The 26755-nt window shown below is 42.8% G+C and carries 25 protein-coding genes; 16 read left to right on the top strand and 9 right to left on the bottom strand.

Annotated elements, in window-relative coordinates; translation table 11 throughout:
- Positions 1–4 precede the first annotated feature (4 nt).
- The 3 genes from MusilaSJ_RS10790 to MusilaSJ_RS10780 all read left to right on the top strand — a co-directional run bounded on the left by MusilaSJ_RS10790 (position 5) and on the right by MusilaSJ_RS10780 (position 4925).
- Complete coding sequence (locus MusilaSJ_RS10790) at positions 5–1198, top strand: aspartate aminotransferase family protein (RefSeq protein ID WP_274989977.1); 1194 nt, start codon at positions 5–7, stop codon at positions 1196–1198.
- A 445-nt stretch (positions 1199–1643) separates the two neighbouring features.
- Positions 1644–3920 (top strand): glycosyltransferase family 4 protein, encoded by a 2277-nt coding sequence (locus MusilaSJ_RS10785; protein WP_274989976.1) that lies wholly within the window; start codon positions 1644–1646, stop codon positions 3918–3920.
- Positions 3921–4925, top strand: a complete 1005-nt coding sequence (locus tag MusilaSJ_RS10780; RefSeq protein WP_274989975.1) for a glycosyltransferase family 4 protein — start codon at positions 3921–3923, stop codon at positions 4923–4925.
- 186 nt (positions 4926–5111) lie between these two features.
- Here MusilaSJ_RS10780 and MusilaSJ_RS10775 read toward each other — a convergent pair whose 3' ends face one another.
- From MusilaSJ_RS10775 to yihA, 6 genes are all read right to left on the bottom strand, one after another.
- Positions 5112–6815 carry a M3 family oligoendopeptidase gene (locus MusilaSJ_RS10775; RefSeq protein ID WP_274989974.1) on the bottom strand — a complete coding sequence of 568 codons (1704 nt, stop codon included), beginning with the start codon at positions 6813–6815 and terminating at the stop codon, positions 5112–5114.
- 179 nt (positions 6816–6994) lie between these two features.
- The gene (locus tag MusilaSJ_RS10770; protein WP_274989973.1) at positions 6995–7921 is read right to left on the bottom strand and encodes an NAD-dependent epimerase/dehydratase family protein; all 927 of its coding nucleotides are present in this window, start codon (positions 7919–7921) and stop codon (positions 6995–6997) included.
- Positions 7922–8080: 159 nt separating this feature from the next.
- Positions 8081–8686, bottom strand: coding sequence for a Crp/Fnr family transcriptional regulator (locus MusilaSJ_RS10765; RefSeq protein WP_274989972.1), 606 nt, complete (start codon positions 8684–8686; stop codon positions 8081–8083).
- Positions 8674–9528, bottom strand: coding sequence for a UbiA-like polyprenyltransferase (locus MusilaSJ_RS10760; RefSeq protein ID WP_090531948.1), 855 nt, complete (start codon positions 9526–9528; stop codon positions 8674–8676). The genes MusilaSJ_RS10765 and MusilaSJ_RS10760 overlap by 13 nt, the downstream gene beginning before the upstream one ends.
- The gene (locus tag MusilaSJ_RS10755; protein WP_274989971.1) at positions 9525–9950 is read right to left on the bottom strand and encodes an endonuclease domain-containing protein; all 426 of its coding nucleotides are present in this window, start codon (positions 9948–9950) and stop codon (positions 9525–9527) included. Before MusilaSJ_RS10755 ends, MusilaSJ_RS10760 begins: the two co-directional genes overlap by 4 nt.
- 423 nt (positions 9951–10373) lie before the next feature.
- Complete coding sequence (gene yihA, locus MusilaSJ_RS10750; RefSeq protein WP_274989970.1) at positions 10374–11018, bottom strand: ribosome biogenesis GTP-binding protein YihA/YsxC; 645 nt, start codon at positions 11016–11018, stop codon at positions 10374–10376.
- Between the two features lie 148 nt (positions 11019–11166).
- Here yihA and MusilaSJ_RS10745 point away from each other — a divergent pair, with 148 nt between their 5' ends.
- A complete protein-coding gene (locus MusilaSJ_RS10745; RefSeq protein ID WP_274989969.1) occupies positions 11167–11655 on the top strand; it encodes a VOC family protein in 489 nt (162 codons plus the stop codon).
- 223 nt (positions 11656–11878) lie between these two features.
- On the opposite strand, the gene MusilaSJ_RS10740 is transcribed toward MusilaSJ_RS10745, so the two are convergent.
- Complete coding sequence (locus MusilaSJ_RS10740; protein WP_274989968.1) at positions 11879–12616, bottom strand: 3-keto-disaccharide hydrolase; 738 nt, start codon at positions 12614–12616, stop codon at positions 11879–11881.
- A 23-nt stretch (positions 12617–12639) separates the two neighbouring features.
- Complete coding sequence (locus tag MusilaSJ_RS10735; protein WP_274989967.1) at positions 12640–14010, bottom strand: Gfo/Idh/MocA family protein; 1371 nt, start codon at positions 14008–14010, stop codon at positions 12640–12642.
- Between the two features lie 356 nt (positions 14011–14366).
- Between MusilaSJ_RS10735 and ubiE the strand changes: the two genes are divergently transcribed.
- The 6 genes from ubiE (at position 14367) to MusilaSJ_RS10705 (ending at position 19050) form a co-directional block, all read left to right on the top strand.
- Positions 14367–15098, top strand: a complete 732-nt coding sequence (gene ubiE / locus MusilaSJ_RS10730) for a bifunctional demethylmenaquinone methyltransferase/2-methoxy-6-polyprenyl-1,4-benzoquinol methylase UbiE (protein ID WP_274989966.1) — start codon at positions 14367–14369, stop codon at positions 15096–15098.
- Entirely contained in the window at positions 15095–15829 is a 735-nt protein-coding gene (porT, locus tag MusilaSJ_RS10725) for a type IX secretion/gliding motility protein PorT/SprT (RefSeq protein ID WP_274989965.1), read from the top strand. Before ubiE ends, porT begins: the two co-directional genes overlap by 4 nt.
- 193 nt (positions 15830–16022) lie before the next feature.
- Entirely contained in the window at positions 16023–16781 is a 759-nt protein-coding gene (locus MusilaSJ_RS10720; RefSeq protein WP_274989964.1) for an SDR family oxidoreductase, read from the top strand.
- Positions 16782–16945: 164 nt separating this feature from the next.
- Positions 16946–17395 carry a GatB/YqeY domain-containing protein gene (locus MusilaSJ_RS10715; RefSeq protein WP_188832885.1) on the top strand — a complete coding sequence of 150 codons (450 nt, stop codon included), beginning with the start codon at positions 16946–16948 and terminating at the stop codon, positions 17393–17395.
- A 218-nt stretch (positions 17396–17613) separates the two neighbouring features.
- Entirely contained in the window at positions 17614–18387 is a 774-nt protein-coding gene (locus MusilaSJ_RS10710; RefSeq protein WP_091172581.1) for an alpha/beta fold hydrolase, read from the top strand.
- A complete protein-coding gene (locus tag MusilaSJ_RS10705) occupies positions 18388–19050 on the top strand; it encodes a CBS domain-containing protein (RefSeq protein WP_274989963.1) in 663 nt (220 codons plus the stop codon).
- A 119-nt stretch (positions 19051–19169) separates the two neighbouring features.
- On the opposite strand, the gene MusilaSJ_RS10700 is transcribed toward MusilaSJ_RS10705, so the two are convergent.
- Positions 19170–19832, bottom strand: coding sequence for a response regulator transcription factor (locus MusilaSJ_RS10700; RefSeq protein WP_274989962.1), 663 nt, complete (start codon positions 19830–19832; stop codon positions 19170–19172).
- 262 nt (positions 19833–20094) lie between these two features.
- On the opposite strand from MusilaSJ_RS10700, the gene MusilaSJ_RS10695 reads away from it, so the two are divergent.
- The 6 genes from MusilaSJ_RS10695 (at position 20095) to MusilaSJ_RS10670 (ending at position 26750) form a co-directional block, all read left to right on the top strand.
- Positions 20095–20976, top strand: a complete 882-nt coding sequence (locus tag MusilaSJ_RS10695) for an NAD kinase (RefSeq protein WP_274989961.1) — start codon at positions 20095–20097, stop codon at positions 20974–20976.
- 9 nt (positions 20977–20985) lie between these two features.
- Positions 20986–21771 (top strand): type IX secretion system protein PorG, encoded by a 786-nt coding sequence (gene porG, locus MusilaSJ_RS10690; protein WP_274989960.1) that lies wholly within the window; start codon positions 20986–20988, stop codon positions 21769–21771.
- A gap of 166 nt (positions 21772–21937) precedes the next feature.
- Positions 21938–22465, top strand: coding sequence for an ExbD/TolR family protein (locus MusilaSJ_RS10685; protein ID WP_274989959.1), 528 nt, complete (start codon positions 21938–21940; stop codon positions 22463–22465).
- A 381-nt stretch (positions 22466–22846) separates the two neighbouring features.
- Complete coding sequence (locus MusilaSJ_RS10680) at positions 22847–23587, top strand: undecaprenyl pyrophosphate synthase (RefSeq protein WP_090531922.1); 741 nt, start codon at positions 22847–22849, stop codon at positions 23585–23587.
- A gap of 63 nt (positions 23588–23650) precedes the next feature.
- On the top strand, positions 23651–26203 hold the full coding sequence (gene bamA, locus MusilaSJ_RS10675; RefSeq protein WP_274989958.1) for an outer membrane protein assembly factor BamA: 2553 nt from the start codon (positions 23651–23653) through the stop codon (positions 26201–26203).
- A gap of 16 nt (positions 26204–26219) precedes the next feature.
- Entirely contained in the window at positions 26220–26750 is a 531-nt protein-coding gene (locus tag MusilaSJ_RS10670) for an OmpH/Skp family outer membrane protein (RefSeq protein WP_090532069.1), read from the top strand.
- The last annotated feature ends 5 nt before the right edge of the window (positions 26751–26755 follow it).

Below are 26755 nucleotides of genomic sequence, written 5' to 3'. Positions count from 1 at the left end.
TGCTATGTCTACTCTTCGCCAGCTTTTTTTAGCCAATAACGCGCAAACCACTAATTTTCCTTTATTGCTTGAATTTGAGCGTGCCGAAGGTATTTATATGTACAATGCGGAGGGCAAAGCCTATATCGACCTGATATCGGGCATCGGGGTAAGCAGTCTTGGGCATAGCAATCGTTATGTTATTGATGCGATAAAGCAGCAGGTTGATAAATATATGCACCTGATGGTGTACGGCGAATATGTACAAACCCCGCAGGTGCGCTTTGCCGAAAAGCTTGTTTCGGTATTACCGGCACCTCTCCAATCAGTATATTTTACCAACTCGGGTGCCGAGGCCGTTGAGGGGACATTAAAGCTTGCCAAGCGTTTTACAGGCAGGCAGCAGGTTGTGGCTTGTCTTAACTCATATCATGGCAGCACACATGGCGCATTGAGTGTTATGGGCAATGAGGAGTTTAAACAGGCTTATCGTCCTTTATTACCGGGCGTAAATTTTATCCGTTTTAATAACCCGGAAGATCTTATGCTGATAACTGAAGAAACCGCCTGCGTGATTATCGAAACCATCCAGGGTGAGGCCGGCATCCGTGTGCCGGATCTTGCATATGTGCAGGCTTTACGAGCCCGTTGTACCGAAACCGGTACGCTGTTGATCCTGGATGAGATCCAAGCGGCGTTTGGACGCACAGGAAAGCTTTTCGCGTTTGAGCATTTTGGTATCGTACCAGATATCCTGTTACTGGCAAAAGCTTTAGGCGGTGGAATGCCGATAGGGGCATTTATTTCATCAAACCAGATCATGGATGCCTTGAAGGAAAACCCAATCCTTGGTCATATCACTACCTTTGGCGGGCACCCGGTATGCTGCGCGGCGGGTTTGGCCGCATTGGAGTTTTTGTTGGATAATAACCTGGTATCCGGCGTAGCTGAAAAGGAAGCTTTGTTTCGGGATTTGCTTGTAAACCCGGCTATGCAACAGATACGGGGCAAAGGCCTCATGATGGCCATCGAATTGGAAAACTTCGACCTTAATAAAAAGATAATTGACCGTTGTATCGAAAATGGTGTAATAACCGATTGGTTTTTACATTGCAGCAACTCTATGCGTTTGGCGCCTCCTTTGATCATTACCCATGACGAGATCAGGAAAGCTTGTGGGGTGATCATAGAAGCAATTGATTTCTACACCTGTAAATAAAAATATAACATTCCTCCTTGTCGAATGGGGAGAAATCCTCTGCGAACAGAAACCATGCAAATCCAGCCTCGATGGCGTATGGGGTTTCTCTTTCGCCTAACGCGCAATCCCACTACTGCGCTATCGAAATGCCAACAAGTATTTTTTTCCCTGTTTTGCGAAGCAGAGATGGCCGGCAAGCGCATCGACGTTGGGTGGCGGGGCGATCCTGCGCTATTCTTCCCTGTAAATTGCCTGTTACAACCCCTCCATGATTCTTATGGATTATAGTTTGAGTTAAATTGGTATGGTTTGTGTATTTATAGCAATGCCTATAAAAACAATGCTTTCGGTGTTCTAAAGGCAATAAATAAGGTCACTGATGCATCTTTTTAAGGTCACCCTGCTTTTACAATTAATTAAATGTTGTAAAACGACTATCAAAGCATCTATACACAATCTACATATGAAAATAGCATATATATCAACCTATCCCCCCCGCGAATGCGGTCTTGCAACATTTAATAATAATTTGATGCGTGCCATCAGTTCAAATTTTCCTGAAAGGCACACCTTAGCACAAAATGGCTTCGTTGTAGCGCTCAATGATTCTGAAAACCTGCAGGAGTATGAATATCCGGAGGAGGTAAAATATATTATTCGCCAAAATCACCAGAAAGATTATATCCGTGCGGCCAATTATATCAACACCAGTAATGCCGATGTGTGTATCATGGAGCATGAGTTTGGTATTTACGGCGGCGAAAGCGGCATTTATATTTTACCGCTGATCAATCGTCTTGAAAAGCCGCTGATATCCATTTTACATACGGTATTGAAAGACCCGAGTTATGTGCAGCGCATCATTATCCGCGAAATTGCTGAGCAATCATCAAAAGTTGTGGTGATGAGCAAACGCGCTGTAGATTTCCTGACCGATATTTATGAGATCCCTGCCGATAAGATCCAGATCATAGAGCATGGCGTACCTGATGTGGAAGCCCCTGCCGAAAACCCGGTTAAAAGCTTGTCGTCTTTTAAAAACAAAAGGGTGATGTTGACCTTTGGTTTGCTAAGCCGCAACAAAGGTTTGGAAACCGTGATAAAAGCATTGCCCAAGATCGTAGAGAAACACCCTGATGTGATGTACGTGGTATTAGGTAATACACATCCCGGGGTTATCAAAAGCTCGGGCGAAGAATATCGTGATCATTTGAAATCGCTTGCGGCGCAGTTAGGGGTTTCGAAGAACCTGGCATTTATTGCCAAGTTTGTGTCGGAAGAGGAATTGGTAAATTATTTAACAGCTTGCGAAATTTATGTAACACCATATTTAAACGAAGCACAGATCACCAGCGGCACGTTATCATACGCGGTAGGTGCAGGCGCGGCTGTGGTATCAACCCCATACTGGCATGCTACCGAATTGCTGGCCGAAAAGCGCGGCAGGTTATTTGATTTTAAAAATTCGGAAGCGCTGGCCGATACCGTTATTGAATTGCTTGATCAGGACCGTGTGCTGAACGAACTGAAAGAAAACGCTTACCAATATGGCCTGCATTTACGCTGGCCGGTTATCGGTGCCGAATTTATTAAAGTGGCCCGGGAATCACTGGTACGTTTTGATTTCAGCGATAAAATTCTGCGCAACAGCATCGTTGACCCGGAGATCTTGCCGAAATTCAGCTTAACCCACGTACTGCGGCTAACCGATGATACCGGGATTGTACAACATGCCAAATACGGGATCCCGAATTTAAAAGAAGGGTATTGTTTGGATGATAATGCCCGTGCGCTCATTATGGCGCTGATGGCCTACCAACGCAACGGAAGCCGTGAAGCATTTGAACTGCTCCCCATTTACCTGAGCTATATTCACTATATGCAAACAGATGATGGTAATTTCCGCAACTTCCTGAGTTTTGACAGGCGCTACCTGGACGAGGTTGGGTCGGAAGATTCATTTGGCCGCACCATTTGGGCCCTTGGCCATTTGATTGGCTGCGCGGCCAGCAATTCATACCGTGAATTCGCCCTGGAGATCTTCCATAAATCGGTGCCGCATTTTTCAGCGCTGAAACATTTAAGGGGTGTGGCCAATACTATAATTGGTATCAGTCTTTACCTGCAGGTTTATCCTACAGATGAGGGTATGGTTAAAATATTAGCCAACCTCACCCAGCCATTGATTGATGCTTATAACAACACCCAGTCTGATGATTGGCAATGGTTTGAGGAAAAGATGACTTACGATAACGCTATTCTTCCGTTGGCCTTACTGCACTCATGCGAGATCACCGGTAATGAAGAGGCCAGGAAAATAGCTTTGGCAACCATGGCTTTCCTTGATCAGCTTACTTTATCAAACGGGTATTTAAGTCCTGTTGGTAACGATGGCTGGTATTACCGTGGCGGTACATTCCCTACGTTTGATCAGCAGGCTATTGAAACCATGGCTATGGTGTTGATGCATTTCCAGGCATACCAGATCTTCAGGATACCGCAGTATATCGAAAAAATGTTCCTGAGCTATAAGTGGTTTCTGGGCGAAAATACTTTGCGGGCGCCGTTGTATGACCATGAAACCAAAGGTTGCTGCGATGGCTTATTGCCCAGTGGTATTAACCGTAACCAGGGAGCCGAAAGTACACTGGCTTATTTGATATCGCACCTTACGGTGTTGAAAGCTTTTGAGCTGGAATACGAGTACAATAAATATGGTCAGAAAATGCAGATCTGTTAAATGAAGGTAGCTGTATTAGCCCCTGTTGCCTGGCGCACACCGCCCAGGCACTACGGGCCCTGGGAGCAGATAGCATCAAACATAACCGAAGGGATCATCAAAATGGGCGCGGAGGCAACCCTCTTCGCTACGGGTGATTCGATAACGGCGGGTAAACTTGATGCTATTTGTGATACGGGTTATGAGGAAGACAGAACACAGGATGCCAAAGTGCTGGAATGCCTGCATATCAGTAACCTGATGGAAAAGGCCGATCAGTTCGACATCATTCATAATAATTTTGATTTTTTGCCGCTCACATACTCGGGCCTGATTAAAACGCCGCTGATCACTACCATTCATGGGTTTTCATCATCAAAGATCATCCCGGTTTATAAAAAATATAATAGCCGGGGGCACTACGTTTCCATCAGCAATGCCGACCGTAGTCCAGAACTTGATTATTTAGCCACGGTATACAACGGCGTCGATACCCGTGATTTTCAGTTTTATGAGCAGCCGGATGATTACCTGTTGTACTTCGGTCGCATCCATCCCGATAAAGGGACCGCCGAAGCTATCGATATCGCCAGGAAAAGTAAACGAAAATTGCTTATAGCCGGTATAGTTCAGGATACCAAGTACTTTAAGGAAAAGATAGAACCATTGCTTTGTGCCGATGTGGAGTATGTAGGCCATGCCGGGCCTGATAAAAGGCAGGAACTTTTAGGCAGAGCTTATGCACTGTTGCATCCCATTAGCTTTGATGAACCTTTTGGCCTGAGCGTGGCTGAAGCAATGCTGTGCGGTACGCCGGTCATAGCTTTTAACCGCGGCTCGATGCCAGAATTAATCAAAAACGCACAGACCGGCTTTTTGGTTAATACGGTTGATGAAGCCGCCGAAGCAGTTGACTGGCTCGATCAGATTAGCAGGGCTGATTGTTACGACTGGGCAAATTCGCAGTTTTCGAGCGATAAAATGGTGAAGGATTATTGGGAGTTGTATAATAGGGTATTGGGGTAAAATTAACTGCCGCAGGTTTAGCGAAGCGTAACCTGTGGTAATTCATAATTGGGCTTTCAGCCCAAGCGGTTAAGCTGAAAGCTTTAACCATAGCTAACCACGGGTTACGCTACGCTAAACCCGCGGCAGATTTTATAAAACAACAAAAGCGCCATTTGGCGCTTTTGTTGTTTATGGGAGAAAATTTTAATTCAACTTATCCAGTTCAGCTTTAACAAACTCGGCCAACTCTTTTACATAAGTCGCGCTGAAATCAAACTTGATGCCGGCGGTTTCGTAAATCTCTTTAATGGTTTTGGTATAACCGAGTTTAAGGGCATTAAGATACAGCTGCAAGCCCTTTTCAGGATTTTCTTTGTAGTTTTTCCATACAGCTATAGCTCCTAACTGGGCCATGCCGTATTCGATATAGTAAAATGGCACCTCGAAGATGTGCAACTGTTTTTGCCAAAGATTTGCTAATGCTTCGCGATGTTCGCTCCAATCGGCAAAGCCTGCGCCGAATGGTTCAAAGATCTCGATCCAGGCGGTTGTACGGTCGGCATCGGTATGGGCGGGGTTGGTATAGATCCAGTGCTGAAACTGATCGACCACAGCCACCCAGGGCAGGGTTTTCAGTACATCAACCAATTGGTCGCGTTTGGCGCGTTTAAGATCCTCTTCGTTATCAAAATACACATTCCAGTTATCCATCGATATCAGCTCCATCGACATGGAGGCTAATTCGGCAACTTCGGATGGGCAATGTTTAAAATCATTCAGTTCCAGATCGGCAGTAAGGAAAGTGTGCACCGCGTGACCGCCTTCATGTACCATAGTAGTTAAATCGCGGAAGGTATTGGCCGAGTTCATGAAAATAAACGGCGCACCTGTTTCGGCCAGCGGATAGTTGTAACCACCCGGGGCTTTGCCCTTACGGCTTTCCACATCAAACAGGCCGTTATCTTTCATGATCTCCAAACGCTCGCCTAAATAGCGGTTGATATTGCTGAAGCACTGGATAGATTTTTCGATCAGGTCATCACCATTTTGGAATGGTTTGAGGGCTGGTTTACCTGAAATATCTACGTCCATATCCCAGGGTTTAAGGACAGATAAACCTAAAGCTTCGCGGCGTTTTTCGGCTTGTGCCCTGAGGATTGGAACAATCTCAGTTTCGATGGCTGCATGAAAAGCATAACAATCCTGCGGGGTATAATCGAAACGGCCAAGCGCCTGGAACATATAATCGCGGAAGTTTTCAAAATTGGCGTTTGTTGCTACAGTATGACGAAGCTTGCGCAAATGGTCGAAAAGTTCATCGAGTTTGTCTTTATCCTGTAAACGGCGGCTGGTGATCTTTTCCCAAACTTCCTGGCGTTTGACACGGTCGGTACCTTTTAAAAATACAGAAGCTTGTTCTAAAGTAAACTCTTTATCATCGATATGAACCGACATTGCGCCGGTGGTAGATTGATACTTTTGCTGCTCCACCTGGATCTCTGTTTGTACCGGGATGTTTTCCTCGCGGAAAAGTTCAAGCGCTTTTTTTACAGCGCGGAGGAATACAAAATATTTCTCGCCGTCCAGTTTATCTACATATTCGCTGGCCACCAGCTTTTTGTTTAGTTCGTTACTATATGGAGCAATTTTAGGCTCAATTTCGGTAGCGAAGTACTGGAACTTTTGAAGCAGGTCTTCGCTGGTGGTATCGCAGGTCATGCGGATATAGCGCCATGCGAAATCTTCTTCCAAAGCTGCTTCCAGCTCACTTTTATCGCGCAGCCATTTCTCCAATTCTTCAACTGAGTGAATTGGACGATCTAATAATTCTTTATAAAAAGGTTCAAGGGTTTCCCATTTAATATCAAGGGAAGCCGGGATATATGTTCTCGTTTTTTTGTGGATCATGATTTTTAGATGTGCAGATATGCGTATTTGCAAATGTGCAGATTATGGTTGGAGAAGTGCAAATAATACACGTTTAAATGTGTTTTATTTGATAAAAGAAAAGTAAAAAGTCCGCAAGGAGCAACAGCAACTCGCGGACTTTAATAAATTAAAAAAACTTAAGACTAAAGGCTTTTGACTTAAGACTTATGAAGCGTTTTCGATATCTCAGTTATCGCATCCTCATAGCTTGTTGGTTTAAAGTTGAACGCTTTTTCAAATTTGCTGCTGTCGAAAATATAATCGTGATCGTACTGGTAATACATCTCCACGGTGCTCATGATCACTTTTTTAAACAAACCGGCCAGCCAAAGCATCACCTTGTTAAGGCGTGAATATTTGGGCTCAACCCGATAAACCCCGGCGGTAATAGTTAAAAACTGTTTACCGGTGATGGCAGGCGGAGTAGGGAGGTGCCATATCTGGTTGTCGCTATCCGGATTTTGTCCAAGCAAAAACATGGCTTTACCCGCATCGGGCACATAAATAAAATTGTGTTTACAATTAGGATCGCCAATCCATTTGGCGTTTTGTTTTTTGGCGTAGTTGCTCAATACCAGCATATCAATGAAGCTATTGGTTGAGTCGGTGCCATAAAAATCGGGAGCGCGGGCAATAGTGGCGCGGATGTTTCCGGCTTTAACCTCGTTCATCAGCATTTCGGCAATTGCTGCACGAACCTCGCCCTTGGCGCTATTGGGTTTGTAGGGAGTATCCTCGGTCATAGTGCCGTTAACCAGCCCGTACATGTAAACGTTATCAAAAAATATTAAGCGGGCACCGGTGGCTTTGGTAACATTGATCACATTCTGCATGATCACCGGCCATTGCGCCCACCAGATGTCTTTATCATAAACCAGGCCGGCAACGAGATAAATTACTGTCGATCCTTTTGCTGCCGCAAGTACTTCATCGTAATTAAGCAGATCGGCTTTTTGCCAGGTTACTTTATCGTTAGTAGTGTTAACCGGTTTGCGGCTAACTAAACGGATGGTTTCGTTATGGTTGATTAATTCTTTGGTGAGGATGTTTGCTACCGGACCGCCGGCTCCTAATATAGTATGCATGACTTTTTTCGTTTTGTGTATAACAAAGGTAGGTGCCCTTTGTAAATCAAAACGTTAACAAAAGATAAGGAATTGACCTCTCCTAAATCCTCTCCAAAGGAGAGGACTTTAAAATTTATGTTTTTACTCCCTCTCCTTTGGAGAGGGTTGGGGTGAGGTTTAAGCGCTTATTTTCATGATCCTTCTCCTGATCCGCGAGAGCGAAACCGGGGTAATCCCTAAATAATTGGCAATATAATGCTGGGGGATGCGGTATAATGCTTCGCCACCTGTTTGTAAAAGATCGCTGTAACGCTCTTCGGGCGATTGGGTGATAAAGGAAGTAATACGTTCTTCGTAACAGATGAGATAGTGTTCGGCTGTTAATCTTCCAAAACGCTCCATCTTAAAACCGAGCAGCTCATTCATGCAAGCTTCTTTCAGATTTTTGTGGCTTAAATTCACAATTACCGAATCTTCAAGCGCCTGGATATAATTTGCTGCCGGGGTACGGGTGAGGAAACTTTTGTATGAGCTTAACATCTCATCTTCAAAGCTGAAATAGCCGGTTATTTCCTCGCCGTCTTTAACGTGGTAATAGCGCACGGATCCTTTTACCACAAGGCCGATATGATCGCACACTTTACCGGCTTCTACATAAAACCTTTTCTTTTTTAAGGCATCTACCGTTAGATATTGCGATAAAGCCAGCCACTCTCCGTCGATAAGCGGAACATATCTTTCAAAATACTGCCGAAACTTTTGGAGGGCGGTTAGTGAATCCATATCCTGTCGAGCAAAAACAATACAGCAAATACTACGCTGGCAATGCCATTGGTAGTCATAAAAGCAAAGTTAACGCGGCTCAGGTCGTTTGGTTTTACAAGCAAGTGCTGGTAAACAAGCATGGCGCAAAAAAACGCGATACCAATGTAGTACAGGAAGCCTACCTGAGTTTCAAATGCCGGCATCATAATGAAAACGGCCGAAAGCACATGTAAAAACGTGGAGAGTCTTAAGGCGTTCACTTTACCTAAGTACGCCGGGATAGAGTGCAGGTTTTGGCTTCGGTCAAAATCTTCATCCTGCAGGGCGTAAATAATATCAAAGCCGCTTACCCAGCAAAGTACGGATAGTGAAAAGAATATGGGTGTAATAGCAAACTGACCGGTAACCACTAAATAAGCGCCGATAGGGGCAAGCGATAAACCCAATCCTAATACCAGATGGCAGAGCGCGGTAAAACGTTTGGTTGCGCTGTAGCCCATTACCACAAATAAAGCTACCGGCGATAAAAAGAAACAAAGCCTGTTGATGAACCAGGTAGCTGTAATAAACAGCAGGCAGTTGATAATAACAAATGTTAAAGCAGCTTTTGGGCTGATCCGGCCGGCTGGGATATCGCGCTGTTTGGTACGTGGGTTTTGAATGTCGATATCCCTGTCAAGGTAGCGGTTAAAGGCCATTGCCGAATTACGGGCAAATACCATACATAAAACCATCAAAACCAGCTTTAGCCAGTCGAAATGATACTGGGTTGTAGTTACTGCCAAAAAGAAGCCGATAAATGCAAACGGCATGGCGAAGATGGTATGGGCAAAGGTTACTAAAGATAAATATTTTTTCATGATATTCGGCTACCCTCTTGAAAGGGGTAAGAGGTGTGATCTACTTCGTTGTTTTTAAATTTCTCTATATGTTGCTCAATTGTTCTTAAAACGTTGAACATGTCTTTTCTTACTTCCAGTTCAGTAAAACGGATAATTGTTAAATCGTATTTTTCGAGTTCTTGCTCACGTATCAAATCCAGTTTATATGTCTCTTCGTGGTTATGATATTGACCATCGATCTCTATTATCAAATTTAGTTCGAAACAATAGAAATCTACAATATAATTTAACAGAGGCTTTTGGCGATGGAAATCATATCCATAACCTTGTTTGCCTTTTAACTCTTTCCAAAGCAATATTTCGCCAATTGTGCTGTCATTCCTTAATTTCCGGGCCAGCTCTTTTAACCGGGGATTGTATGAAATGATTGTGCGGGGCATATTGCTCAATATTAAAAATAATTAAAAGGCCCTGTGCGATTCCCCTCTTGAGAGGGGTGTAGGGGTGTGTTTCTTCATTTGCTGAGCTTATCGCTTGTATAACACACCCCTGCTATCGCACTATCCTTCGCGCCCCCTCTCAAGAGGGGAGCTTTCTTTTTTGATTTGTTCAAAAGCGTTGCCCTGTGCGATTCCCCTCTTGAGAGGGGGGGAGGGGTGTGTTTCTCAAGCATGTTACTTATCGCTTGCATAACACACCCCTGCCATCACGCTATCCCTTCGCGCCTCCTCTCAAGAGGGGAACTGTCTTTTCTGATTTTTTCAAAAGCGAGGCCCCGTGCGATTCCCCTCTTGAGAGGGGTGTAGGGGTGTGTTTCTCAAGCATGTTACTTATCGCTTGCACAACACACCCCTGCCATCGCGCTATCCTTCGCGCCCCCTCTCAAGAGGGGAGCCAAAGAAAACCGGTACTTCAAAATTTTGATTTACTACATCAATAAACTCAAGGATCTCTTCGCGGCCTTGCTGTGTTTCTGATGATGTGACAAAAAACTGTGGCATTTCATCAAATGTAGCCAGCAGGGCTTTTTTGAATTTAGCTATATTTTGATCTGTTTTAATGCTCGATTGTTTATCTGCTTTGGTGAATACCAGCACAAATGAAAGACCTTTTTCGCCAAGCCAGTTGCAAAATTCAAGGTCGATCTTTTGTGGCTCGAGGCGACTGTCGATCAGCACCATTACGCATTGAAGGCTTTCGCGCTTGTCCAGGTAAGTATGGATGAACTTATCCCATTTGGCTTTTTCCGTTTTTGATGCGCGGGCATAGCCATAACCGGGTAAATCAACAATGTACCAGCTCTCGTTGATCAGGAAATGATTGATCAGCTGCGTTTTGCCGGGAGTTTGCGACGTTTTAGCGAGGCCCTTTTTACCAGTTAAGGTATTAATAAGGGATGATTTGCCCACATTTGAGCGCCCGATGAAAGCGTACTCCGCTTTAACGGGTGGAGGTAACTTGCTTACCTGGCTGTTGCTGCAAATAAATTCGGCCGATTTTACGATCATTCTGCAAAGGTAGTATTTTTACTTAATGCGTTCATTGTGGTAATAGTATGGAGTAAATAGCCATTGCTTATTTATAAGCTTGTTTTACAATAGGAAAACAAAAAGTAGCGCAATAATAATTAAGTTTGATGTTTAAACATGCAATTATATGAACGATTATAAAATACCCGCCCAAACCCACATTGGTCACGTACACTTAAAAGTAAGCGACCTGCAAAAATCTCTTGATTTTTACTGTGGTTTGTTAGGCTTTGAAAAAATGGTGATGTACGGCGATCAGGCTGCATTTATATCTGCAGGTGGTTATCACCATCATATTGGCTTAAATACCTGGCATAGCAAAGGCGCTTCACCGGCCCCGGAATACGCATCAGGCTTATACCATACTGCCATCTTATATCCCGAAAGAAAAGACCTGGCCATTATACTTAAAAGGCTGATTGATGCCCGTTACAATATTACAGGAGCATCTGATCATGGTGTATCTGAAGCCATCTATCTTAACGATCCCGATCAAAACGGGGTTGAGCTCTACTGGGATCGCCCCAAAGAACAATGGCCTGTAGATCAGGAAGGGAATTTGACCATGTTTACCCGCAGGTTGGATATAGAAAATTTACTGCAACTGGCTAATTAACAGATAAAAAGCAAACAAAAAAACTCATTGTGGGTTATATATTCAACGGGGGATTAAAAAGATAATTCATCTTTCCCGATCATTGGGAGGCGGAACGGCGAAGCGGTCCTCTGCCGGCGATATTGCATGGTTGCCTGCTGTTAAGGATTGCTTCGTACCCCCAATGAGTTTTTTGATAAAGATAAAACTGTTGCGCGAAGGTACGAAGCAAAAACTATAAATTTTATAATTCCTTTATTTTAATGCTCCTGAAATAAGCTTTATGCCCATGGTCCTGCAGAGCGATTAAGCCGGTTTTGGCGTTGCCATAGTCGGGATAATCTTTCCATTTACCTTCGGCTTTTTTCCTTTTCCAGTCGCTGGTCCAGGCTTCAAAAGCTAAAATCTTTTTGCCGTTGAGCCAGTGCTCAACATGGCCGTTGTTGAAAATAATTTTACTGGTGTTCCAGGTGCCAACCGGGGCTACCTTTTTTGAGGCGTTTGGCAGGTACATGGCATAATCACAGCCTGTTTTTTGCCAGTCTTCCAGTTTTTCAGGCCAGCCTGCATCGTCAATGATTTGATATTCGGGACCGGTTTCATAGGGGCCATGATATTTTGGATCTTCAACCACATGGTATATTACACCGCTGTTACTGCCTTTTTCTATCTTCCATTCCCATGAAAGCTCAAAATTGGTGTAAGCTTTATCGGTTACTATATCACCGCCGGTATCGCCCTGCGCTGCACCAAGGCAAACCAGGGCACCATCAATAATAGTCCAGTTTTTTACCGGACCTTTTTTATTAAAGCCATGCCAGCCTTTTAGTGTTTTGCCATCAAATAAATTTATCCAGGTACCTTTTGCAGGAGTAGCCTGTTTAGGAAGTTTAGCGTTATGAACCGGAATCCCTGACGTTTGTACGCAAACTAAGCCTGCAGCAGCCAGTGCCAAACCCAATTTTTTAAACTGTTGTTTCATAATAAGGTATTTGCTGTGATCTGTTATTTTTTGACAACCTGCATTTTTTCCGGATCCCAGAACATGGGGCTGTTATTGTAATAGCTGTCATTACACAGCAGGGCAGGGGCCGCCGCGCGATAGCCAAATATCGCATCTTCGGTTACCTTGTCTTTATTGCGGATAGCAGTAAAAAAGTTCACCATATGATCATATGGGCCACCTTTGTATCCTTTTTCGGCATCATACGTGATCTCTTCGGGAGGTAGCATCTTTTTGCGTTCGGCATAACCGCTGCCTGCTTTTTTGAGTTTATCAAGATAGAATGGATCATCAGAGTCCATCACTTTATTGCGTTTAAGCGTCACTTTATCCCATGTTATATCCATTGAGCCTTCGCTGCCTACCAGTTTAAGATAAGTGGTACCGCTGGTGCCATCCACAAAGTTGCAACGTAAGGAAAGATTAAAGGCCGGGTGTGCCTGTGTTTTACCATAATCAAAAGTGCCTAAAAGTACATCAGGTACTTCGCGGCCATCATTCCAGAAACGTAAGCCGCCGGATGCATAGATTTTGTTAGGGCCAACTGAATCGGCTATAAAATGCAGGCTTGAAAAAAGGTGAACAAAAAGGTCGCCTGCCATGCCGGTGCCATAGTCGGTATAATTTCTCCAGCGGAAAAAGCGTTTTTCATCAAACGGACGCTTTTTGGTATTGCTGATATAAGTTTCCCAGTCGACAGTTTGAGGCGAGGCATCTTCAGGGATGGGGTATTGCCAAACCTCAAGCGGCGCGCGGCGGGCCCAGAAACCTTCGGCATAGTTTAATTCGCCAATAGCGCCGCTTTTTAATAACTCGTGTGCTTTTTCATTGCCTAATGATGATACCCCCTGGCTGCCTACCTGGAATATCATTCCTGTTTCTTTTTGCGCTTTGATCACCGCCGGACCTTCGGTAATGGCGTGCACCATTGGTTTTTCGCAATACACATGTTTACCGGCGTGCATGGCATCAACAGAAATTTGCTGGTGCCAGTGATCAGGCGTGGCAATGATTACCGCGTCAATGTCTTTACGGTTCAGGATCTCTTTGTAAACCCGGGTAGTAAAAATGTCGGCTCCCCAGCGGGTTTTGGCATCTTTTAAGCGACCGTCATACAAATCGCATACAGCTACCAGTTTAACACCGGGCACCTGCAGGGCGGTGATGGTATCCTGAGTACCCATACCACCGGCCCCAATGAGGGCGATGTTTACCTGGTCGTTAGGACTGTTGCCGATGAGGCGTTTCTGGATGGAAAAAGTTTTGGCCTGGCTTTGGCTGGCTAAAAGGCCCGATCCGGCAGCTACGGCCGCGGTTGCAGTGGTTAGTTTTTTAATAAAACTGCGGCGCGAGGATTCTTGTTCGTCTTTCATAAGGATAAGGAAACAAATTTTAAATGTGATTTGCCGGGACTACCGGCCGAAATTGGTTTTTAAAAATAATGAATTGACTTAACATTTACATAATTGTAGTAATATAAAATCGGTTTAGTTACAGCGTAACGCATAGGTGGTCCATTTGGCCTGCGCTGCGTTGGGCCACCCTCCTCTATCCTTCGGATAAAGAGGGTAAGAAAATATATAAATTAAAATCCCCTCTTTGCGAAGCAGAGAAGGGTGGCGAGCGTAGCGAAGTCGGGGTGAGTTAACTTGTCAGCCCTGTTTCAGTATTCGTTTTTCACCCTTGTTAGTGTTAATGCATTCGGTATACAATCATTATCTTTGCCGCGATGAGCAAAACCATAACACCATACCATGACGAGCAGGCTACCAAAAAAGAACAGGTGGCAGATATGTTCAACAATATATCAAAAACGTATGATTTCCTTAACCATTTCATGTCGCTTGGTATTGATATCATCTGGCGTAAAAAAGCCATCAACGAATTAAAAAAGGATAAACCCAAACTGATACTTGATGTTGCTACCGGTACCGGCGATTTTGCTTTTGAGGCTTTATCTATCCTGAAACCTGAAAAAATTATTGGTGTAGATATTTCCAGGGGCATGCTTGACATCGCGGAGCAAAAAATAGCAAAACGGGGTTTGAGCGATAAATTTGCTGTAAAGCTGGGCGATTCGGAGAAACTGCCGTTTGAGGGCGCGGAGTTTGATGCTGTTACGGTTGCCTACGGCGTACGTAATTTTGAAAACCTGGAAAAAGGCCTTGCTGATATAATCCGGGTACTAAAGCCTGGGGGGAAGGTGGTGGTGCTTGAATTTTCGAAGCCTAAAGTATTCCCGGTAAAGCAGTTGTATAATTTTTACTTCAGCTATATTACCCCGGGGATTGGTAAACTGTTTAGTAAAGATGCAAGGGCATACAGCTATTTGCCTGAGTCGGTAGCTGCTTTTCCGGATGGGCAGGCTTTTGTGGGTTTGATGGATAAAGTGGGCTTTAAGAATACCAAATGCCGGCCTTTAACGTTTGGTATCTGTTCAATATACACCGGTATTAAATGATTATAAACCGTTACCTGCTTGTAGTTGTACTTATTTTTAGCAGCAATTTATTGTTTGCTCAGGGTGTACCTGCATGGGGTGGCGGTGCCGATCAGCAGGATCTGAGCTTTGGTTTCAGTTTTACTTATGTAAGCACTGATTTTAAAATTGTTAACCAGCCCAATTTTCGCGACGCGTTTTTAAATGAGAATGGTGTGCAGGTTAAGGGACCGCTTAACAGCATCAGCTCAAAAAGTTCACCGGCTTTCGGAGTAGGTTTTTTAACCCGGTACAGGATCACCGAGCATTTGGAGGTACGCACCACACCATCATTAATTTTTGCCGACAGGGCTTTGCATTATTCTTATGTAGATCCGTCAGAAGATGTGGATAAAAAAGTACAAACCACTTCGGTAGACGTTCCCTTGCAATTGAAGTTAAAATCAGACAGGCTGGGCGATTTCAGGGCTTATGTTGTAGGCGGCCTGAAATATACCCAGGCCATAGGCTCTAAGAAAAACGCGGATGCCAATCTCGACCTTTCAGAGAAGCTGGTTAAAAATGTAGGTGGCTTTGCCTCGTATGAGGCGGGCGTTGGTTGTGATATCTATTTTGAATTTTTTAAGCTTTCGCCCGAGATTAAGATCTCCAATTCATTAGGCAACGTACTGATGCGCGAGTATAACCCCTATTCGGCGCCCCTCAGCAGGTTGGGCTTACATACCATTATGTTTAGTTTGATTTTTGAGTAGGAGCATTTCTCGCAAAGGCGCAAAGCTTTTTCTTTCCTGGGGTTTTCTTGCGCTCATTTATAATGAGTGCTTAAAGTGGGTTTGCGTTTTTAACGCAAACGGTGAAAATCCCCATACAAAAACATCCTTACCCACAACCGACAATATTTTAAACTAAAAAACATAATTTCGCTGTTTATAGTTATCAATACCTATGAGTAAGATTGCCTTAATTACAGGAGCTACCGCCGGCATCGGCGAGGCATGCGCGCACGTTTTTGCCCGTGGGGGATATAATTTGGTATTAACCGGTCGCCGGTTAGACAGGTTGGAGAAACTGGCCAAACACCTGAATGATAAATATAACGTAGAAGTTGCGGTTTCGTCATTTGATGTGCGTAACCGCGAAGATACCATTAACAGCCTGGAAGCTTTGCCGGCCGAATGGAAAAGAGTAACGGTGCTGGTAAACAATGCCGGTTTAAGCCAGGGCCTTGATCCAATTCAAAAAGGAAACATTGACGATTGGGAAACCATGATTGATACCAATATTAAGGGCTTGCTGTATGTAAGTCGCGTAGTATCAAACTGGATGATAGAAAATGGTACGGGGCATATTATAAACCTTGGGTCGATTGCCGGTAAGGAAGTTTATGCCAACGGAAATGTATATTGCGCTACCAAACATGCCGTTGATGCTTTAAATAAAGGTATGCGGATTGACCTTTTACCTCATGGTATTAAGGTAACGGCGATACATCCGGGGGCTGTGGAAACCGAGTTTTCGGAGGTGCGCTTTAAGGGTGATAAGGAAAGGGCTAAAAAAGTGTATGATGGTTTTAAACCATTGGTGGCCGAAGATGTGGCCGAAACCATCTGGTTCATAGTATCACGCCCGGCACATGTTAACATTAACGACCTCGTGATCATGCCTGCAGCACAGGCAAATGCCGGTACAATATTCAGGGGGTAGTGGATGTGCAGATGTGCAAATTTCAGATGAGCAGATTTAATTTGATAATTTGCCAATTTGAAGATTTGAAAATGTGAATTTTAATAATCTGCACATTTGCATATCTGAAATTTGCACATCAAAATTCATTAACTCACTAAATCAATAATTCACTAATTAAAGATATGTCATTAATTACACAAATAGACCAGGACATTAAACTGGCCATGCTTGCCAAGCAGGCAGATCGTTTACAGGGATTGCGTGCCATCAAATCGGCATTGCTTTTGGCTAAAACCGAAAAAGGCGCTGCAGATGAACTAACCGAGGAAGCTGAAATTAAAGTATTGCAAAAGCTGGTAAAACAGCGTAAGGAATCGGCCGATATTTATAAGGAGCAAAACCGCGACGACCTTTACCAGGTTGAAATAGCCGAAATGCTGGTTATTGAAGAATACCTTCCGCAGCAAATGAGCAAGTTCGAAATTGAAGGCTACCTTGAAGAGCTCATTGGCCGGATAGGCGCTACATCGGTAAAAGACATGGGCCGCGTAATGGGTATGGCCAGTAAAGAGCTTGCAGGCAAGGCTGATGGTAAAACAATATCAGAGGTGGTTAAACAGTTATTGGGTTAAGTTTTTACCATTTAATTAGTACGGCGCTTTTTTGCGCAATGTTATGTTAATGTTAATCTTATTTAATAAAAGCTTAACATTACTACATTGGTAAATAATTACTATACTTGCTAAATGTCGTTCGTAATAAACTAATTTTACAGCGGAATAACAGGAATTTGTACTGAAAGCGATTTTGGTATAAGATAAGTTTGAAAAATTAATTTTTAGTATTTTATATGGAGTTCGTGCTTAAAGAGGAACACGGTTTTAGTTACATCGATGAGGGCGAAGGAGAGGTGCTGTTACTGCTGCATGGTTTAATGGGGGCATTGAGCAATTGGGATGGTGTTATTAATGAGTTTAAATCAAAGTACAGGGTTATTATCCCCATGCTGCCTGTTTATGACATGCCGCTGATCAGCACCGGGGTAAAAAGTTTATCGAAATTTGTACATAAGTTTATAAAGTTTAAAAAGCTTAGCAATATTACCTTATTGGGTAACTCGCTTGGCGGGCATGTGGCACTGGTTTATTTAACCACGCATCCCGAAAACATAAAGGCCCTTGTTTTAACTGGTAGCTCGGGCTTATATGAAAATGCTTTCGGCGGCTCTTTTCCGCGCAGGGAAAGTATTGATTTTGTGCGCGAAAAAGTGCAATTTACATTTTACGATCCGGCTATAGCCACCGATGAGTTGGTACTTGATGTTTTTCAGACCATTAACGACAGGCATAAGGTGATCCGCTTGCTTGCCATGGCAAAATCGGCCATCAGGCACAACATGAAAAAAGATCTGCATAAGATCACTATCCCGGTATCTTTGATATGGGGACGAAATGACAAGATCACCCCGCCCGAGGTAGCTGTTGAATTTCATGAGCTGCTGCCCGATTCGGAACTTCATTGGATTGATAAATGCGGTCATGCACCTATGATGGAGCACCCGGAAGAATTTAATACTTTACTTAAGCAGTTTTTAGCTAAATTAGAAACCAAAGTAAATGCATAGATGATAGCACTTGACCTGATAGCTGACTCGATACCGCCGGTACACACTTCTGATACCATTCAGAAAGTGCTTGACCGTATGATTGAGTTTCGCCTCAGGCATTTGCCTATTGTAAATGAAGAGCAGTTTTTAGGCTTGCTTGCCGAGGATGACCTGATAGCCGAAAGTGATTATCAAACACCCATAGGTGCGCTGGCCCTTTCATTGGTTAATCCCTACGTGCTGGAAGATCAGCATATTTATGATGTTATCCGCCTGTTTTATGAGCAGCAGCTTACGATTGTACCGGTGCTTGACGCTAAAAGCAACTATCTTGGGTTGATATCCATTAACGCCATTACAGAATATTTCGCAAAAATAACTTCGGTATCGCAACCGGGAGGCATTATTGTACTGGAGATCAGTAATAAAAATAATTCGCTTGCGCACATGGCGCAAATAGTTGAGTCAGACAACGCGCAGATCCTGAGCTCTTATGTTCAGTCCTTTCCCGATTCAACCCGGATGGAAGTTACCCTTAAGGTCAACAAGCAGGATATTTCGGCTATAACTGCCAGCTTCCTTCGGTATGAGTATGATATCAAAGCTACCTTTAATCATACCGATATCAACGATACCACCCGCGACAGGTATGATTCGCTCATGAATTACCTTAATTTGTAGTATTAAGTCCGAAGTCTTAGTCGGAAGTTTTAAGTCCTAAGCCTAAAGTCTTAAGTCGATATCACGGATTATTTTTACCAAATATTGAGACTTAAAACTTACGAATTACGACTTATAATTTAAACCAAATTATAAGCCTGCGCAAACATCACTGCATCATAATTATTTTTCAGGTGCAGTTTATTTTTGATGTTTTTACGGTGCGTTTCGGCCGTAGCCGGGGCAATGAACAATTTCGCGCTTATCTCCGCCGAGCTCATACCCATGGCAATATATTTCAGAATTTCTTTTTCGCGCCGGGTAAGCGTTAAAAATAACAGGTTATTATGGCGTAAAAAAGCGTTCTCATTCATAAGCCTGTTTACCTTGGTGGTGATATGATGCACAGGATCAAGCCTGCTGGCAATGGTTAACAGATATGCAGCATCGCCCGCTTCATTGCGTGCAAAAACTTTGGTATTGCTCACAAATAACTGCCATTCGGGGTTGTCAGGTACACGTACCTGCTGAAAATAGGATACCTGCTCCTGTGTTTTGCTTTTTATCAGGTGCAAAATTTTGGGTACGTATTCGTTGCTGTCTTCGGTGTTAAAATATTTAACGTAATAAGCGTCAGGGCCAATGGCCTGCAGTTCATCGAGCGTGGTACCCAGTATATCGAGGCCTACACTATTCATATATACTATCTGCAGCGTTTCAACCTCATGAATTATTAATGCAGAAGGAAGGTCATCAGCTATTGATTGTATCTCCGATAGTTTTTGGGTAAAAGTTTTATCCATCAATAAAATAACCGTTGTTTAATATTGGTAAGGTAGGCCAAAATAGTTAAACTTAATTATTTTACTTTGAAGTTATTTATCTGTTAAAGCAATTAAAATGGCTTTATTAGGAAATATAAGCAAACAATAGTGCGCAATTTGCCATTATAAGAAAAATGTATGGTGATGGATGGATTGTAATGTTTAGTTTATGCCGGTATTAATTATTTATGCCTTGCTGCATTAATGTACTTTCAAAGTTCGATATTCGCTTTTTTAAAAAATGAAAATAGCAGTTTACGGCAGGCCGTTTAATGAGCCATCTGTTTTACCTTTTATACAGCAGGTTTTTGATAGCCTTGCACAGCACGGTGTTGATATTTATGTACACCAGCAACTCCACGAATATTTGCAGGATAAACTAACCACAGTGCAATATAATGTGTTGCGCCCTGCCGAAACCTTAAAAGGCTTTATAGATATTTTTATAACGCTTGGGGGCGATGGCACCCTGCTTGATACGGTTACCTTGATTCGTGATTCGGGGATCCCTGTTATCGGTATCAATTTTGGCCGCCTGGGCTTTTTGGCCAGCGTTAATAAAAGTGATATTACGGCAGCCATTCATGCCGTGGTGAACAGGCAGTTTACCTGCGATTGCCGCGAATTGCTTACCGTCGACTCGGACCCTAATGTTTTTGGCAGCAATAATTTCGCCCTTAATGATGTAACCATCCATAAGCGCGACGATGCCGCCATGATCATAACCCATGTGTTTTTGAACGATGAGTTTTTAAATTCATATTGGGGCGATGGCATTATCATCTCAACATCAACCGGCTCAACAGCTTATTCATTAAGCTGCGGGGGGCCTATTATTTTTCCGCAATCAAATAGTATAGTGGTAACCCCGGTATCGCCCCATAACCTTAACGTGCGGCCTATAGTGATCCCTGATACCAGCAAACTTTGTTTTGAGGTGGAAAGCCGCAGTGCTAATTATATCATCTCCTGCGATTCGCGGACGGAAGTTTTAGATCAAACAGTTAAGTTTCATGTTCAAAAAGCCAGTTTTCAGTTAAATTTAATTCGCCTTAGTAATGAAAGCTATTTAACTACGTTAAGGAATAAACTGCTTTGGGGCCTTGACGCCCGTAATTACTAAATTTGATTAATGCCTAAATTTCTACTTCTTACCATATTCTTGTTTTTTACTTATCAGCTGCAGGCCCAAACCTGGGAAATAGGCGGATCGATAGGCGGCGCGGGGTATATAGGTGATCTTAACCCTAATAACCCTGTTAAAGTGAGCGGTGTTTCGGCAGGTATCTTTGGTAAAAGAAATTTTGATGGCTATTTTTCGGCTAAACTGAATATCGGCGTTGGTAATATATCGGCTTATGACAACCGGTCCGGCTATCAGCAGTTTCGTGATCGTAATCTCAATTTTAAAGATCAATTGCGGGAGGTAAGTCTCGTGGGCGAGTTTAACTTTATGAACTATATCCCCGATGCCGGACGAAACAAATACACGCCTTATATATTTACAGGTATAGGTATTACATCTTACGCGCCGCGTGCACAGGATTTTAACGGGCACGAGGTTGGCTTAAGGCAGCTAAAAACCGAAGGCCAGGCTAAGCCTTATGGTAATAACACTGTCGTAATACCATATGGGTTAGGTATCAAGTATAATTTATCCGGTAAGTTTACAGTTATGGCCGATATGGGTTACCGGTATGCATTTACAGATTACCTGGATGATGTAAGCGGGGTATATGCCGATAAAAGTAAAATGACCACGGCCGGCGCTTTACTTTCTGATCGTTCGGGCGAAAAAACGGGTAATTATATCGGTACCGTTGGTTCTCAGCGTGGCGACTTTAAATCGCATGATACCTACTTCTTCCTCAACTTTACTATCTCGTTTACTTTTGTAACGGCAAACTGCTACTACTAATTACACCAGGCCTGCAATACATGCTGTGGAATTATTGCTGCTCTTTAGGTAATAATTCAATATTTAATTCGTTTTAAATTTAAAAAACGATATTTAATTTCAATTTTGTGTTGTATTTGCTAATTTAGTATTGTAATTAATTATTAACCTAAAATCTTTTAAAGTCATGGCCGAATTAAACTCATCTCCCCAAAATGGCGGCGGAAAGCACAAACGCAAAAAAATAAATGCCCGCGTTGATCTTACTGCCATGGTCGACCTGGCATTCCTGCTCATTACTTTTTTTATCATGACCACCACGCTGGCTAAACCTAAGGCCATGGATTTGACCATGCCGGATAAAACGGGTATCGATACAGGGCTGCCTGTTCCGGCGAGCCGCACTTTAACTGTTGTTTTAGGAAAAAATAACAAGGTCATGTATTTTTTGGGCGAGTTACAGAAACCCATCATCGCGCCCTTGGTTACCGACTTTAGTGCCAATGGCATTCGAAAGGCCATCATCGAAACCAATAAAAAAGTACACGGTAGCTCAGGCAAGAGTATGATAGTATTGGTAAAACCAAGCGATAAATCGCAATACAGTAATTTGGTGAGTACGCTTGATGAACTGGCTATTACCGGCATTCAGCTATATGCCATAGTCGATATTGCGCCAGCCGATGTTGATGCGCTTAAACAAAAAGGGATATAATAGTGTGATGCAATTGTAAGCAAATTTGCGGGCAGCTTTTCGGAGCCGGCAGCTTTCATTATCAGGCAGATAATGGCTGCCGGCTTCTTGTTTTTTTAAGCTTTAAACCAAATATTATGAAAAATCATTGTTTTGATAGCTGTTTAGGCAGTTTTAATATATTATTCGCAATAACATTTTCTTTTAACACGGGATACTAAAAAAATACAAAGTAAGTTTTACCTTTGTACCCTGAAAAATCCGTCAATTTGCGTAGCAAAAATGGCAGATACGGGTAATTAATAATTGATTAGTCTAACAACCGAATATCGCAGACCATAGTATTGATGAAAAATTTTACACAATTGTGTTTGTACAGGGTGGCTTTTGATAAGGAGTAATATGGATTATTTGGATCAGATTGATTTGTCGAGACTACCGCAGCACGTAGCTATTATTATGGATGGCAACGGGCGCTGGGCAAAAGGGAAAGGCAAATTAAGAATATTTGGCCATCACAACGGTGTAACATCTGTTAGGGATGTTGTTGAGGGGGCCGATAAATTAGGTATTAAATATATCACCTTATATACATTTTCGTCCGAAAACTGGAACCGGCCCAAGCTGGAGGTTATGGCTATTATGGAGTTAATGGTAACCACTATTCATAAAGAGGTTCCCGGCTTTATGAAAAACAATATCAGGCTAAATGCCATCGGCGATCTGGACACACTGCCCGAAAAATGCCTTCGCGAACTTAATAATGCTATTGAAACAACAGCCGGCAATACCGGTGTGGTGCTTACGCTTGCTTTAAGCTATAGTTCTCGCCGCGAAATTGTACGGGCCGCAAAAAATATAGCCATAAAGGTAAAAAACGGCGAGTTGAATGCGGAAGATATTAATGAAGAGGTTTTTGAACAAAACCTTTTTACAGGCGATATGCCAAACCCCGAACTGCTGATCAGAACCAGCGGTGAATACCGTATAAGTAATTATTTATTATGGCAGATTGCTTACGCCGAGTTGTATTTTACAACCAAATTATGGCCCGATTTCAGGAAAGAAGACCTGTATGAAGCAGTGATCGATTTCCAGAAACGCGAGCGCCGTTTTGGCTTAACAAGTGAGCAGGTGAACTAAATTTTTACTTTTAACAAATTTTAACAACTGTATAAATTATTTTTAGCCCACTAAAATATTCGAATGTATAAATTTCTTTTTGCTATTCTTTTCTCGGTTTTGGCTACTACGGCTTTCGCCCAGATATCCAATGGGCCGAGGCCTACGCTTACAAAATCGATACCTGCTGATAGTTTAAGTTATCTTAATCCTAAAGATTATATTATTGGTGGTATTTCTGTTAGTGGCGCAAAATATCTTGATAAAGACATCCTGATCCAGTTATCCAAATTAACCAAAGGCGATCGTATCAACCTGCCGGGCGAACGTAATGCCGAGGTAATTAAAACCTTATATCAACAGGGCTTATTTGATGATGTTCAGTTAAACATCACCAAAATTAATATGGATACTATTTATTTGGAGATTGCTGTGTTGGAGCGTCCGCGTTTGTCACGCATGCACTTAACCGGCATTCGCAAAGGCGAAATTGAAGATGTTCAGAAAAAATTGAACGACCGTGTAGGCAAGATCGTAAATGAAAATCTTATCAGCACAACTACAGCTATAATTAAAAAGCATTTTAACGAAAAAGGTTTCTTAAACACTACCGTTACCATTACCCAGCGTAAAGATCAGGGCGATGTTAACAGCGTTATATTGGATGTTGCCATTGATAAAAAGACCAAGGTTAAAATTAACGACGTTATTTTTGAAGGCAACAAAGCATTTAGCACCGGAACCCTGCGCGGATTTTTAAGTAAAACCCGCAAGCGTAAATGGTATAACCTGTTTGGTTCGAAGAAGTTTAAACAGGATAAATACGAAGAAGATAAGCAGAACCTCGTTGAAAAAATGCAGGCCAGGGGATACCGTGATGCCGAGATCCTGAGCGATTCTGTTTGGAAGCATGACGATGAAACCGTAAACGTAAAGCTGAAGGTATACGAAGGCCCTAAATATTACTTTGGTAATGTTAAGTTTTCGGGTAATGCCAAGTATACCACTGATCTGTTAAACAGGATCCTTCATGTGAAAAAAGGCGATGTATTTAGCGAAGATGAATTGAACAAGCGCTTAAGCGGCCCAACTCCGGGTAACGATGACGTTTCATCGCTTTACCTTAATGATGGCTACTTAACCTTTAATGCCGATCCGGTACAAACAAGGGTTTATAATGATACTGTAGATGTTGATGTTAGGATTTATGAAGGCCCTCAGTATACCATTAACCGCGTTATGTTAAAAGGTAACGACGTTACCAACGATAAAGTGGTAATGCGTGAGATCCAGACAAAACCGGGTCAAAAGTTCAACAAAGAGCTACTGATTCGCAGTGCGCGTGAAATTGGCCAGCTGGGCAACTTTGACGAGCAAAAAACCGAACCTAAACCAACCAACATCAATCCGCAGGATGGTACTGTTGATTTGGTTTACAACGTAGTTGAAAAACCTTCAGACCAGATCGAGCTTTCGGGTGGTTTTGGTGGCGGCCAGTTGGTAGGCACCTTGGGTTTAACCTTTAATAACTTCTCTATCCGTAATATCTTCCACCTTAAAGCTTACAAACCGCTACCAAAAGGCGATGGTCAGAAACTGAGCTTAAGGGGGCAATCGAGCGGTCGTACTTATCAAAACTTCTCGTTCACATTTTCCGAGCCGTGGTTAGGTGGCAAAAAACCAATCTACTTTGCATTGTCGGCTTATACACAGGGAAGTTCAACAGGGCAGTATTATCCAAAAACAAGCCCATACTACAACAAATTGCGTATTAACGGTGTGGGCGTTACGTTGGGTAAACGCTTAAAATGGCCTGATAACTATTTCCAGTTAAACTACTCACTTAACTTTGATCATTACAGCCTTGATAACTATACCGGTTACCTGTTTACCAACGGTACCTCTTATAACATTAAATTAACCCAGGAGCTGACACGTAACTCAATAGATGCGCCTATTTTCCCAACCCAGGGCTCAAACATTAAATTTACGGTACAGGCTACACCACCATACTCATTGTTTAATAACATCAATTATAAAATAGCAACCCCCGAAGATCGTTACCATTTTGTTGAGTACTATAAGTTTAAATACGATGCACAGTGGTTCTCGAAACTGGTAGGCAAATTTGTATTGATGTCGCAGGTAAGGTTTGGTTTCCTTGGCCAGTATAATCATGAAGTTGGCCCATCGCCATTTGAACGCTTTAAATTAGGCGGCGATGGTATGCAGAGCTACCAGTTTTTACAGGGTAGCGAGATCATCGGTTTACGTGGTTACCAAAACTTCTCAATTGTACCTGAAGGCTCAAACGAAACTCAAAATACAAACACCGGTAGCGCTATTTATAATAAATACACACTGGAACTTCGCCACCCGGTTATTGCAAGCCAGTCGGCAACAATTTTCTTGCTGGCCTTCGCCGAAGGCGGTAACGCGTGGAACCAGTTTAGCCAGTTTAATCCGTTTAACGTAAGGCGTTCGGTAGGTGTGGGCGCAAGGATATTTTTGCCTATATTTGGCTTATTGGGGTTAGATTATGGTTATGGCTTTGATAAAATACCGGGACAACCGGATGCAAATAAAGGCCAGTTCCATTTTACAATTTCTCAGAGTTTATCCGGCGGTTTTAATTAATTTGCGTACCGAATATATGAAGAAGATAATTTTAGTGGCCTTTTTAACGTTAACTGCTTTTGCAGGCGCTTATGCGCAACGTTTTGCTTATGTTGATTCGGAGTATATATTAAAGCACATGCCCGAGTATGCCTCATCACAAAAGCAATTAGCTGCATTATCTGATCAGTGGCAGAAGGAAGTTGATGGCCGTTTTCAGGAAATTGACCGCCTGTATAAAGCTTATCAGGCCGACCAGGTGTTGATGACCCCTGATATGAAAAAACGCCGTGAGGCCGAAATTGTTGATAAAGAAAAGGCCGCGAAAGATTTTCAACGCCAGAAGTTTGGTCCGGATGGTGAGCTTTCACAAAGAAGCACAGCGCTGATTAAACCAATTCAGGATAGGGTGTCTAAAGCTGTACAAGCAATTGCCGAAGGCGATAACCTGGATATGATTTTTGATAAAAACAGCGAGGTAATTATGTTATATGCTAACCCGCGGTATGATAAAAGCGCGGATGTTATAACCAGATTGGGACTAAAACCCGGGGTATTTGCTAAATAATTTGA

The organism is Mucilaginibacter sp. SJ, from assembly GCF_028993635.1.
GTDB lineage: Bacteria > Bacteroidota > Bacteroidia > Sphingobacteriales > Sphingobacteriaceae > Mucilaginibacter.
The sequence above is the reverse complement of the archived record's forward strand: the minus strand, read 5'-3'. Positions and strand labels throughout refer to the sequence as shown.